Source organism: Bradyrhizobium sp. USDA 3364, assembly GCF_054056355.1.
The window spans coordinates 4,182,293-4,195,126 of record NZ_JBSRYG010000002.1; the positions used below are offsets into that span (position 1 = coordinate 4,182,293).

Genomic DNA, 12,834 nt, shown 5'->3' on the forward strand with positions numbered 1-12,834 from the left:
CAAGAGGCCGGGATACCGGCCGGGAAGAGTCTTTGTGGCACAGCCAAAGCACGACCATTCGCACGCGGATCATCAGCATCATGGCGCGGCCGCGCATTCCTGCTGCGGCGGCAAGCATGAGCACGACGACGCGCCGCGGGAGGCCACGTTCGCGATCGATCCGGTCTGCGGCATGAAGGTCAACCCGGCGACCGCCAAGCACCGCTTCAGCTACAAGGGCGAGGAGTATTTGTTCTGCAGCGGCCGCTGCCGCGAACGCTTCGAGGCCGAGCCGGAGAAGTATCTCAAGCCGCGCGAGCCTGAGCCGCCAATGCCGGCCGGCACGATCTACACCTGTCCGATGCATCCCGAGGTGCGCCAGGTCGGTCCCGGCAGTTGCCCGATCTGCGGCATGGCGCTGGAGCCCGAGCAGGTATCGCTCGACGACGGCCCGGATCCCGAACTGATCGACATGACGCGGCGGTTCTGGATCGGCCTCGCGCTGACCTTGCCGGTGTTCGTGCTCGAGATGGGCAGCCATCTGGGACTGATGCATCTGGTGCCGCAGGGCTGGTCGAACTGGATCTCGTTCGTGCTGGCGACGCCGGTCGTGCTGTGGGCCGGCGCGCCGTTCTTCGTGCGCGGCTGGCAGTCGCTGGTCACCCGCAATCTCAACATGTTCACGCTGATCGCGATGGGCACCGGCGTCGCCTATGTCTACAGCGTGGTTGCGACGCTGGCGCCGCAGCTGTTCCCGCCGGCGTTCCGCGACATGCATGGCGCGGTCGCGGTGTATTTCGAGGCGGCGGCGGTGATCACGGTGCTGGTGCTGCTCGGCCAGGTGCTGGAATTGCGCGCCCGGGCGCAGACGTCGGGCGCGATCCGCGCGCTGCTCGGCCTCGCGCCCAAGACCGCGCGGCGCATCACCGATCATGGCGACGAGGATATCGACATCGACGCGATCAAGGTCGGCGATCGGCTGCGCGTGCGTCCCGGCGAGAAGGTTCCGGTCGACGGCGTCGTCATCGAGGGCAGCGCCGTCATCGACGAATCCATGGTGACCGGTGAATCGATGCCGGTCACGAAGGCCGAGGGCGGCAATGTGATCGGCGGCACCGTCAACCAGAGCGGCGGCCTCGTGATGCGCGCCGAGAAGGTCGGCCGCGACACCATGCTGTCGCGGATCGTCGACATGGTGGCGAAGGCGCAGCGTTCGCGCGCGCCGATCCAGCGGCTCGCCGATCGCGTCGCCGGCTGGTTCGTGCCGGCGGTGATCGCCGCCGCCGTGCTCGCCTTCATCGCCTGGACGGCGTTCGGCCCCGAGCCGCGCCTGACCTTTGCGCTGGTCGCCGCGGTCACCGTGCTGATCATCGCCTGCCCCTGCGCGCTGGGACTGGCAACGCCGATGTCGATCATGGTCGGTGTCGGCCGTGGCGCGCATTCCGGCATCCTGATCCGCGACGCGCAGGCGCTGGAGCGGATGGAGGCGATCGACACGCTGGTCATCGACAAGACCGGCACGCTCACCGAGGGCAAGCCGAAGGTGGTGCGCATCATCGCCGCCGAAGGGATCGACGAGGGTGACCTGCTGCGTCTTGCCGCCGGCGTCGAGCAGGGCAGCGAGCATCCGCTGGCGCAGGCGATCATCGCGGCAGCCAAAGACCGCAAGCTCGCATCCGTTGCCGTCAGCAACTTTGCCTCGCCCTCCGGCAAGGGCGCGACCGGTACCGTCGACGGCAAGCAGGTTGCACTCGGCAATGCCGTGCTGATGGCCGAACGGAACATCGCGACGGCCGCGCTGGACCAGGCCGCCGAAGCCGCGCGGCGCGACGGCGCAACCGCGATCTATGTCGCGGTCGATGGCAGCATTGCCGGCGTGATCGCGATTGCCGATCCGGTCAAGCCGTCGGCGAAGAGCGCGCTGCAAGCGCTGCGCGCCGAGGGCCTGCGCATCGTGATGCTGACCGGCGACAATGAGACCACCGCGCGCGCGGTGGCGAAGACGCTTGGCATCGATGAGGTCGAGGCCGGCGTGCTGCCGGAGCGCAAGAGCGCGGTCGTGCAGCGGCTGCGCGGCGAGGGTCGCATTGTCGCGATGGCCGGCGACGGCGTCAACGATGCGCCGGGGCTCGCCGCCGCCGATGTCGGCATCGCGATGGGCGGCGGCACGGACGTGGCGATCGAGAGCGCCGGCATCACGCTGCTCACCGGCGACCTGACGGGCCTCGTCCGCGCGCGCCGATTGTCGGTCGCGACCATGCGCAACATCCGCCAGAACCTGGCGTTCGCCTTCGTCTACAACGCGGCCGGCGTGCCGATCGCGGCCGGCGTGCTGTATCCGCTGTTCGGTATCCTGCTGTCGCCGATGGTCGGCGCCGCCGCGATGGCGCTGTCCTCGGTCAGCGTGATCGGCAACGCGCTGCGGCTGTCGCGGGTGAAGCTGGACTAAGCCAACGAGACCGGTAGCCCGGATGAAGCGCAGCAAAATCCGGGACCAGTCTCCCCACGTGGAGACGGCCACGGATTTCGCTTCGCCGCATCCGGGCTACGGGAGTTAGGCGGGTTGCGGCAACAGCAACTGCGCGCGGCGCTCCATCTCGGCATCGAGCCAGGTCGCGAGATCCTCGCTCACCTCGACCATCGGCAGCCGCACCTGGGGGCTGTCGATCAGCCCCTGCCGCCACAGCCAGTGCTTGGCCGGCGCGGGGCTCGGCTCGGCGAACAGCAGCCGGGTCAGGCCGACGACGCTCTGCCAGGCGGCCAGCGCCGCGTCGCGCTGGCCCTGCTGCAACAGCGTGCGGATCGAGGCGAAGATGTTTGTTTCCAGATGTGCGGAGAGCAGGATCGCGCCGTCGGCGCCGTCGGAGAGCGCATCGAATGTCTGCGCATCCTCGCCGGTCAGCACGCGGAAGCCGGCCGGCCGTCGGGTGAGGAAATCGATCGACTGTGCGCGGTCGGCACTGCAATCCTTCATGCCGGCGATGTTCGGATGGTCGGCGAGCGCCAGCAGCGTCTCGTTGGTCAGGTTCACCGCCGTGCGATAGGGAATGTTGTAGAGCACGATTGGCCACGACGCGTGATCGGCCAGCGCGTTGAAATGCTGGATCAGCCCGCGTTGTGACGGGCGCGTGTAGTAGGGGCTCGCGATCAGATAGCCGTTGATCGGCCAGTCGGCCGTGTCATCCAGCGCTTCTGTCATCCTGGCGGTGGAGGCGCCGGAGAGCCCGAGGACGACCGGCAAATGGCGGGAGTTGGCACTGAGCTCGTCGAGCACGACGCTGACCAGCCCCTCCAGCTCATCCATGCTCAGCGCCATGCCCTCACCGGAGGTCGCACCGAGAATGAAGCCGTCGACCGGACCACCGGCGTAGTGCCGCACGAGGCGGCGCAGCGAGGTGACGTCGAGTTCGCCGTCGCGGAACGGCGTGATCAGGGGCAGCCAGAGGCCCTGCAATTGCTGGTGTAGGTCAGTCATGTTCCATCTCCTGGGAAGGCAGAGCCGGAGACGGGACCAACAAAAAACCCCGTCCAGGCGGCGGGGTTTCGGGATCGGTTGAATGCGAAGGTGATCTTATCGCGCGCGATCTCGTGTCCCCGGGAGGGGGGCTTTTTTCGAGAACAGAGCGGCGCACGAAGTCGTGATCATGAGCCGATGATGCTGCGCTGCGAGGTTGTTGTCAATGCACATGCTGACCGGGGCGTGCGACACGTTAAGGATGACGTGCGGGTGAAAAAAAGCCGGGCTCAAGCGAGCCCGGCTTAAGGTATTGGCCACGTGAGGCCGACACAATCACCTTCCAAGAGGGATTACTGAACTTCCGCGCCACTGGAGGAGGGGGACATATGCGCGACGCGACCGCTCAGCGTGTCAACACTATGATCCCCATCGACGGCATGCAGCAACTATCCAGGTCGCATGTCAGTCATGCGGAGATTCAGGGGGCTCTTGGGGCCGCGCGGAAAGCCTATAAGCTTGGCCCATAAGGCCGGCTTAATCAGGACGGCCAGCGCTGCGCCTTGCTGACCACGAAGTCGCGGAACACCTGCACCCGGGCCACTGTCTTCAGCTCTTCCGGATAGACGAAGTAGGTGTCGAGCGCGATCGAGTCGGACTCGCCGAACAGCTGCACGAGGTTGTTCTGTTCGACCAGATAGTCCGGCAGCGCGGCGATGCCGAGGCCCTGCTGGCAGGCGCGCACCAAGCCCAGGATGTTGTTGACCTTGAAGTAGGGCTCGCGTGGACCGGAGCCGTTGCGGCCGGCATCGATCAGCCAGCTGCGGTTCTGCAGATGCGGCGGCACCTGCGAGTCGCCGAGCATGATGATGCGGTGCGAGTCGAGATCATCCAGCGTCCGCGGCGTGCCGAAGCGCTTGATGTATTCCGGCGAGCAATAGGCATGGAAGCCGATCGAGAACAGCTTGCGCTGGATCAGGTCCGGCTGGGTCGGCTTGCGGGTGCGGATCGCAACGTCGGCCTCGCGCATCGACAGATCGAGGTCTTCGTCGGTGACGATCAGCGAAATCCGGATGTCCGGATAGAGCGCGGTGAATTCGTCGAGCCGCGGGATCAGCCAGTTGATGCCGAGCGCCGGCGGCGTCGTGATCTTGAGGTCGCCGCTCGGCCGCTCGCGGCTGTCGGTGAGCTTGGCGCGTGCCGCCTGCAGCTGCATGAACACGTCATGCGCGGTGCGGAACAGGAGGTCGCCCTGTTCGGTGAGGATCAGGCCGCGTGCATGGCGGTGAAACAGCGAGACCGAGAGCTCCTGTTCCAGCGCGCTGACCTGGCGGGAGACCGCCGATTGCGACAGACCAAGCTGCTCGCCGGCATGCGTGAAGCTGCCCGCCTCCGCCGCCGCGTGAAAGACCTTCAGCTTGTCCCAATCCATATCCGTAAATCCGTCCCGAGATCGTGCCATGATTATTCCGCCGCTGCGCGATCGCTCGCGCGAAGAGCCAGGAAGCGTTCGGCCTCGAGCGCAGCCATGCAGCCGAGGCCGGCGGCGGTGACCGCCTGCCGAAAGGTTTCATCCGCCACGTCGCCGGCGGCAAACAGGCCGGGTACCGAGGTCGCCGTGGAGTTCGGCGCCACCTCGACATAGCCCGACGGTTTCAGCTTGATCTGGCCTTTGACGAGCTCCGTCGCCGGCGCATGGCCGATCGCGATGAAGACGCCGTCGGTCTTGAGGTCGGTCAGTGCGCCGGTCTTGACGTTCTTCAGCCGCACATGGGTGACCTTGTTCGGATTCTCCGATCCGCAGATCTCGTCGATCGCGGAGTCCCACACCACCTTGATCTTGGGATGCTTGAACAGCCGCTCCTGCAGGATGCGCTCGGCGCGGAATTGATCGCGGCGATGCACGATGGTGACCTGGGAGGCATGGTTGGTCAGGTACAGCGCTTCCTCGACCGCGGTGTTGCCGCCGCCGACCACCACGACTTCCTTGCCGCGGTAGAAGAAGCCGTCGCAGGTCGCGCAGGCCGATACGCCGCCGCCCTGGAATTTCTCCTCCGAGGGAAGCCCGAGCCAGCGCGCCTGGGCGCCGGTGGCGAGGACGACGGTTTCGGCGAGATAGACATCGCCGGAATCACAGGTCAGGCGGAACGGCCGCTGGCCGAGTTCCAGCTTGTTGACGAGATCGGTGACGATCTTGGTGCCGACATGGGCCGCCTGCTTCTCCATCTGCTCCATCAGCCAGGGGCCCTGGATCACGTCGGCGAAGCCCGGGTAGTTCTCGACGTCGGTGGTGATGGTGAGCTGTCCGCCCGGCTGAATGCCCTGGATCAGGATCGGCTCGAGCATCGCGCGCGCCGCGTAGATCGCTGCGGTGTAACCGGCGGGGCCGGACCCGATGATGACGACCTTGGCATGGGTAGGCGCGGGCATTTTGAGATCCCTCTCTTTTGGGGATTTTGATCGAGGACTTGTGCGGGAAGCGCCCCGGAAGCAGGTCACGGCGGCGCCAAAAGTGTCAAATCCAAGTCTAGGATATCTGGGTAGCTATGCAAGAATTGCAATCCATGGCAGCGATTTTTCCCCGGAACTGACGTCACATTCGCGAAATCGTGCGCTGCACGCGCAATAAAATTGCGCAATGGCGGCTGGCTGCGCTATGAGAGTTGCCGGCAGACCTGCCAAGTTTTCCAAACCCTTAGGGAACTGTAGTCGCGTGTCGAAGAACCTTGACGAGATCGACCTCAAAATCCTCGCCGAGATCCAGGCCGATGGCCGAATCACCAATGTGGAACTCGCCAAACGCGTCGGGATCTCGCCGCCGCCCTGCCTGCGCAGGGTCCGGGCGCTGGAAGAGGAAGGCTACATCCAGGGATATCGCGGGCTGCTCGATCCGCGCCGCCTCGGCTACGACGTGACGGTGTTCGCCTCGGTGCATCTGTCGAGCCAGGCCGACGCCGATCTCCGCGCCTTCGAGAATTTCGTGCGCGCCGAGCCGCTGGTGCGCGAGTGCTGGATGCTGTCGGGCGAAGTCGATTTCATCCTCAAATGCGTCGCCCCCGACATGGCGACCTTCCAGGATTTCGTCACCCATCTGACGGCGGCGCCGCATGTCCGCAACGTCAGGACGTCGCTGGTGCTGCACAATTCGAAATACGAAGCCGCGGTGCCGCTCGGCGTGAAGGTCGCGAGCTGAGTTGTACGCGGCAAGTCGACCCGTCATTGCGAGGAGCGAAGCGACGAAGCAATCCATCGCTCCGCATATGCGGACAGATGGATTGCTTCGCTGAGCCTGTCATCGGGCGCGCGACCCGCTGGCTCGCAATGACGTGGTGAGAGCGCGCTACCTCTTGCCCATCGCAGCGTCGACGCTGATCGGACCCGGGCCCGAGGTCGCGAGGTAGAGGCAGGCGAAGCAGAACGCGATCGCCAGACTGCCGTTGTTGAGCAGCGGATAGAAGCCCTTCGGAAAATGGCCGATAAAGTAGGCGAAGGCCATTTCACCTGCCAGGATGAAAGCCACGATCCGTGAAAAGAGGCCGATCATCAGCAGCCCGCCCAGGATCAATTCGAGCGTGCCGGCTGCGCCGATCAACGAGAACAGTTCGACTTTCTCGAACATCGTCCCGGGTGGGAATTTGAAAAGCTTGGCGACGCCAAACTGAAACAGCAGCAGCCCTGTGGTGAATCGAAACAGGCTGAGCGCCAGCGGCTGAAGCTTGGATAGTATCTGGTCCATTGTCATTGTCCCCCTTTTGACACACTGGAACGTTGCATGATGCAGAAACACACGGTGTCCGCCACCGGAGTGTGATGTCAACACCTTGCACCTGGAATCATTCCTCGCGCCATGGCAGTTGCGAGAGAATGCGGCAGTGACGTGGTGACGCCCAGCGATGCGTGTTGCGATGCAATCGTCGGCCCGAACTCCGTCCCCTGACATGATTATACTGCATAAACATGTCACGGCCTCCCTAGTATGGCGCGCCGCGGCGCTCTACTCACATTGCCGTCAAAACGCAGGCACAAAAAAAGCCGCGTGCAGTACGCGGCCTTTTTGCACCAGTCACATGAAGGTAACTACCGCCACTCGACCTTGGTGATCTCGTAGGCCTTGGCGCCGCCCGGCGCCATCACCTCGACGGTGGTGCCCTTCTTCTTGCCGATCAGCGCGCGCGCGAGCGGCGAGGTGATCGAGATGCGGCCCTTCTTGGCGTCGGCCTCGACCTCGCCGACGATCTGCCACACCGCCTTCTTCTCGGTGTCCTCGTCGATCAGCGTCACGGTCGCGCCGAACTTGATGGTGTCGCCGGACAGTTTGGAAATGTCGATGATGTCGGCGCGCGCGAGCTTGTCCTCGAGCTCCGCGATGCGGCCCTCGTTGTGCGACTGCTCTTCCTTCGCAGCGTGATACTCGGCGTTCTCCGAGAGATCGCCGTGCGAGCGCGCTTCCGCGATGTGTTCGATGATGCGCGGACGATCCACCGATTGGCGATGCTTCAACTCGTCCGTCAGCGCGGCGTATCCGCCCGCAGTCATCGGAACCTTATCCATCATCTTCGTCCTTCATCCTGCGCGCCCGGCGGAGTGCAGGAATATCCAGTTCAGCTAACGCAGGAATCAGGACGCAAGCGCGCCCGGAAGCCCAGTGATATTCGGCCCCGCTAAGGGCCGTGACAACATCCAATCGCGCGGTGAGTTCCAGCCATTCGGCTAATTGACCGCTTCGGACCTTCAGCCCGGGCAGCGGTCAGCTCTCGGAAAAGTAACTCTGAAGCGTGCGGACCTCAAGGTCCCCGTCCCGATAGGCCCGGATCCCCCGTGCGGCCGCCACCGCGCCTGAAAGAGTGGTGTAATATGGCACTTTATGCAAGAGGGCAGCCCGCCGCAGCGAGCGGCTGTCGGCCAGCGCCTGCGGACCTTCGGTGGTATTGAAGACCAGCTGGACGTCGCCATTGGTGATGGCGTCGACGATGTGCGGGCGGCCTTCGAGCACCTTGTTGACCTTTTCCGTCGGCACGCCGTTGTCGCTGAGATAGCGCTGCGTGCCCGAGGTTGCCATCACCTTGAAGCCGAGCGAGTGCAGCAGCCGCACCGCATCCGCGATGCGCATCTTGTCGTCGCCGCGCACCGAGACGAACACCGTGCCCTGCCGCGGCACGCGCGTGCCGCCGCCGAGCTGGCTCTTGGCGAACGCGACCTCGAAGGAGCGGTCGATGCCCATCACCTCGCCGGTCGAACGCATCTCCGGCCCGAGCACGGTGTCGACGCCGGGGAAGCGCGCGAACGGGAACACCGATTCCTTCACGCCGACATGGCCGAGCTTCTTCTTCTTCAGCTTGAAGTCGGCGAGCTTCTCGCCGGCCATGACCCGCGCCGCGATCTTGGCGACCGGCGTGCCGACCACCTTGGCGACGAACGGCACCGTGCGCGATGCGCGCGGGTTGACCTCGAGCACATAGATCTCGCCGTCCTTGATGGCGTATTGCACGTTCATCAGGCCGACCACGTCGAGGCCGAGCGCGAGCTCACGGGTCTGCCGCTCCAGCTCCTCGATGGTGCTGGTGTCGAGCGAATGCGGCGGCAGCGAGCACGCGGAGTCGCCGGAGTGGATGCCGGCTTCCTCGATGTGCTCCATGATGCCGACGATGAAAGTGTCCTTGCCGTCGGAGAGGCAGTCGACGTCGACTTCGGTCGCGTCGGACAGATACCGGTCGAACAGCAGCGGGTTCTTGCCGAGCACGGTGTTGATCTGCCCGGTCTTGTCGTTCGGGTAGCGCGCCTTGATGTCGGCGGGCACCAGCTCCGGCAGCGTTCCCAACAGGTAGTCGTTGAGCTGGGTCTCCTCGCGGATGATCTGCATCGCGCGGCCGCCGAGCACGTAGGACGGACGCACCACCAGCGGCAAATCGAGATCGGCGGCGACCAGGCGGGCCTGCTCGACCGAATAGGCGATGCCGTTCTTCGGCTGCTTGAGGCGGAGCTTGTCGAGCACGCGCTTGAAGCGGTCACGGTCCTCGGCGAGGTCGATCGCGTCGGGCGAGGTGCCGAGGATCGGCACTTCGGCGGCCTCGAGCGCGCGGGCGAGCTTCAGCGGGGTCTGGCCGCCGAACTGCACGATCACGCCGTGCAGCGTGCCGTTCTTGCGCTCGGTCGCGATGATCTCGAGCACGTCCTCGGCGGTGAGCGGCTCGAAATACAGCCGATTGGCGGTGTCGTAGTCGGTCGACACCGTCTCCGGATTGCAGTTGACCATGATGGTCTCGTAGCCGGCGTCCTCGAGCGCGAAGCAGGCGTGGCAGCAGCAATAGTCGAACTCGATGCCCTGGCCGATGCGGTTCGGCCCGCCGCCGAGGATGATCACCTTCTTGCGATCCGACGGCGCGCTCTCGTCGGCGAGCTCACCCGCGAACGGCCGCTCATAGGTCGAATACATGTAGGCGGTGGGCGAGGCGAACTCCGCCGCGCAGGTGTCGATGCGCTTGAACACCGGGCGCACCCCGAGCGCGTGGCGCTTCGCGGTGACGTCGGCCTCGGTGGTCTCCGTGAGCACGGCCAGCCGCGCATCCGAGAAGCCCATCGCCTTCAGCATCCGCATCGAGAACGCATTGGCCGGCAGGCCGTTGCCGCGGACCTTGTCCTCCATCTCGACGATGGCGCGCAGCTCGGCGAGGAACCAGCGATCGATCTTGCAGGAATTGAAGATCTCCTCGTTCGTCCAGCCGAGCCGCATTGCCTGCGCGACCTGCAGCAGGCGGTTCGGCGTCGGGGTGCCGAGCGCTGCGCGGATCGCGTTCTTGTCGTCGCTGCGGCCGAGGCCCTCGATGTCGATCTCGTCGAGGCCGGTCAGCCCGGTCTCCAGCCCGCGCAGCGCCTTCTGCAGGCTCTCCTGGAAGGTGCGGCCGATCGCCATCACCTCGCCGACTGACTTCATCGAGGTCGTCAGGGTAGAGGAGGCGCCCGGGAACTTCTCGAACGCGAAGCGCGGAATCTTGGTGACGACGTAGTCGATGGTCGGCTCGAACGAGGCCGGCGTGGCGCCGCCGGTGATGTCGTTGGCAATTTCGTCGAGCGTGTAGCCGATCGCAAGCTTGGCCGCGACCTTGGCGATCGGGAAGCCGGTGGCCTTGGAGGCCAGCGCCGAGGAGCGCGACACGCGCGGGTTCATCTCGATCACGACCATGCGGCCGTCGTCGGGATTGATGCCGAACTGCACGTTGGAGCCGCCGGTCTCGACGCCGATCTCGCGCAGCACCGCAATCGATGCGTCGCGCATGATCTGGTATTCCTTGTCGGTGAGCGTCAGCGCCGGCGCCACCGTGATGGAATCGCCGGTGTGCACGCCCATCGGATCGACGTTCTCGATCGAGCAGATGATGATGCAATTGTCCTTCTTGTCGCGCACCACCTCCATCTCGAACTCTTTCCAGCCGAGAACGGATTCCTCGATCAGCACCTCGTTGGTCGGCGAGGCATCGAGCCCGCGCTCGATGATGTCGAGATATTCTTCCTTGTTGTAGGCGATGCCGCCGCCGGTGCCGCCGAGCGTGAAGGAGGGGCGGATGATCGCGGGCAGGCCGATGTCGGACAGCGCCATCAGCGCTTCGGCCAGGGCCTGCTGCTGGTAGCGCTTGCGCCGTTCGTTCTCGCCGGCTTCCCACTTGCGTTCGAAGGCTTCGAGCTCGGTGCCGGACAGCTCGGCCTGGTCGGCGAGGTATTTGTCGCGGTCGGACTTCTTAAGCGCCGAGGCGTTGGCGAGCCGCGACCGCGGCGTCTGCAGCCCGATCTTCTCCATGGCGTCGCGGAACAGCTGGCGGTCCTCGGCCTTGTCGATCGCGTCCGCGGTGGCGCCGATCATTTCGACGTCGAACTTCTCCAGCGTGCCCTGCTTGCGCAGCGACAGCGCGCAGTTCAGCGCGGTCTGGCCTCCCATGGTCGGCAGCAGCGCGAAGCCGCCGGGCAGGACGTAGCGCTCCTTTTCGATGATCTTGGCGACGATTTCGGGCGTGATCGGCTCGATATAGGTCGCGTCCGCCAGCTCCGGGTCGGTCATGATCGTGGCCGGGTTCGAATTGACCAGGACGATCCGATAGCCCTCTTCCTTCAGCGTCTTGCAGGCCTGCGTGCCGGAATAGTCGAATTCGCAGGCCTGGCCGATCACGATGGGACCGGCGCCGATGATCAGGATGGTGGAGATGTCGGTTCTTTTGGGCATCAGCTCTCGCGGACTGGAATTTAGGCACAAAAAAAGGGCGCGCTTCCCGCGCGTCCCTCGAGCCATGCGCTACATGTTGTAGCGCCGGAAGCGCGATCCCTCGCGCGCGGGTGGTCTTTAGACCAGTTTCCGCACCCGCGAAACCCCAAAAAGCGCCCAATCAACCGTGATTCTGGGGGAAATTCCTGGTTCGATGGACGCCCGGTCGGGGGTGGTGGGGAACGGGGGGCATGCTGAGGCCGTCTTTGGTCCGTCTACGCTTTCGCTGCGCTCAAGCTACGCCGGACACGCTTTGCCCCGCCGGTCCAGCGTGGCTGCGCCACGCGAAGCCCGTCAGGGCGAAGCGTGGAGGCCCGGCCTGGATTTGAACCAGGATAAACAGTGTTGCACCACTGCCGCGTCGACGCTTCCGCCACCGGGCCGAGCGGATCATTGCTGATTATTTCAGCCGCCGCTACGTTTACTTTTGGTTAACCCTAATATCTTTCGCAACCTTTGATCAGTGGTGCGCCACGAATGTCATTCGCCACGGATTGTGCCCGATGTTGCGCGGCGCGCGCGTGGCGCTGAACCCCGCGGCGGCGAGCTTTTTGATCATGTCGTCCTCGCGGTAGCGCTGCAGCCCGATCCTGGTGCGCAGCTGTCGGTAGTCCGACAACGCCGTTGAGGCGAGCCCGACCAGCGCATCGCGCAGGAAGCCGTGGGTCGCCGCAAAGCGCACCAGCGCTGCGACGTCTCTCATCATGCCGACTTCGGGCCGCAGGATATCGCCGAGCACGAAACGGCCCGAGGGCCTCAGCAGGCGGTGGATCACGTCGAACGCCGTATCGAGCTCGGCCGGCGTCATGTATTGCGCCACCGAATTCATCACCACGAGGTCGATCGAGTCGGCCTCCATGTTTCTGAGATCATCGAGCGAGCGGACGCGGATCCTGGTGTCGGGCGCAAAGCGCGCGACCAGCCGGCCGCGTACGCCGGGCGCAGGCTCCGCCAGGTAGAGCTGGGCGCAGGCATTGGCGACCTTCGCCGCCGACAGCGCCTCGCCGCAGGCGTAATCCAGCACCACGGCATCGGGCGAAGCAATGTATCCGATGATGTCGTTTGCGATGACCTGGAAATGCAGGTCGCGGTGCAGTCGGCTCGCATAAATCGTATGCGTGGAATCGTAATAATCGATCCATTCATCCAT

General features: G+C 64.9%; 9 protein-coding genes and 1 tRNA gene. 2 read left to right on the plus strand and 8 right to left on the minus strand.

Features of this window, described 5'->3' with window-relative positions:
• Nucleotides 1-34: 34 nt before the first annotated feature.
• Nucleotides 35-2,428 (plus strand): heavy metal translocating P-type ATPase, encoded by a 2,394-nt coding sequence (locus tag ACVILL_RS19765; protein WP_456730584.1) that lies wholly within the window; start codon nucleotides 35-37, stop codon nucleotides 2,426-2,428.
• 105 nt (nucleotides 2,429-2,533) lie between these two features.
• Here the strand turns inward: ACVILL_RS19765 and dapA are convergent, their stop codons facing one another.
• From dapA to trxB, 3 genes are all read right to left on the minus strand, one after another.
• A complete protein-coding gene (gene dapA / locus ACVILL_RS19770; RefSeq protein WP_456730585.1) occupies nucleotides 2,534-3,454 on the minus strand; it encodes a 4-hydroxy-tetrahydrodipicolinate synthase in 921 nt (306 codons plus the stop codon).
• Nucleotides 3,455-3,974: 520 nt separating this feature from the next.
• On the minus strand, nucleotides 3,975-4,895 hold the full coding sequence (locus tag ACVILL_RS19775) for a LysR family transcriptional regulator (protein WP_028344089.1): 921 nt from the start codon (nucleotides 4,893-4,895) through the stop codon (nucleotides 3,975-3,977).
• Between the two features lie 2 nt (nucleotides 4,896-4,897).
• On the minus strand, nucleotides 4,898-5,863 hold the full coding sequence (trxB, locus tag ACVILL_RS19780) for a thioredoxin-disulfide reductase (RefSeq protein ID WP_456730586.1): 966 nt from the start codon (nucleotides 5,861-5,863) through the stop codon (nucleotides 4,898-4,900).
• Between the two features lie 283 nt (nucleotides 5,864-6,146).
• Between trxB and ACVILL_RS19785 the strand changes: the two genes are divergently transcribed.
• On the plus strand, nucleotides 6,147-6,626 hold the full coding sequence (locus ACVILL_RS19785) for an Lrp/AsnC family transcriptional regulator (RefSeq protein WP_050628849.1): 480 nt from the start codon (nucleotides 6,147-6,149) through the stop codon (nucleotides 6,624-6,626).
• 147 nt (nucleotides 6,627-6,773) lie between these two features.
• Here the strand turns inward: ACVILL_RS19785 and ACVILL_RS19790 are convergent, their stop codons facing one another.
• The 5 genes from ACVILL_RS19790 to ACVILL_RS19810 all read right to left on the minus strand — a co-directional run bounded on the left by ACVILL_RS19790 (nucleotide 6,774) and on the right by ACVILL_RS19810 (nucleotide 12,834).
• A complete protein-coding gene (locus ACVILL_RS19790; RefSeq protein WP_456730587.1) occupies nucleotides 6,774-7,169 on the minus strand; it encodes a DoxX family protein in 396 nt (131 codons plus the stop codon).
• Between the two features lie 341 nt (nucleotides 7,170-7,510).
• Nucleotides 7,511-7,984, minus strand: a complete 474-nt coding sequence (gene greA, locus ACVILL_RS19795; protein ID WP_018269816.1) for a transcription elongation factor GreA — start codon at nucleotides 7,982-7,984, stop codon at nucleotides 7,511-7,513.
• Nucleotides 7,985-8,180: 196 nt separating this feature from the next.
• Nucleotides 8,181-11,645, minus strand: coding sequence for a carbamoyl-phosphate synthase large subunit (gene carB / locus ACVILL_RS19800; RefSeq protein WP_456730588.1), 3,465 nt, complete (start codon nucleotides 11,643-11,645; stop codon nucleotides 8,181-8,183).
• A gap of 346 nt (nucleotides 11,646-11,991) precedes the next feature.
• Nucleotides 11,992-12,067: transfer RNA gene (locus ACVILL_RS19805), tRNA-OTHER, on the minus strand.
• A 77-nt stretch (nucleotides 12,068-12,144) separates the two neighbouring features.
• The gene (locus ACVILL_RS19810; protein WP_456730589.1) at nucleotides 12,145-12,834 is read right to left on the minus strand and encodes a class I SAM-dependent methyltransferase; all 690 of its coding nucleotides are present in this window, start codon (nucleotides 12,832-12,834) and stop codon (nucleotides 12,145-12,147) included.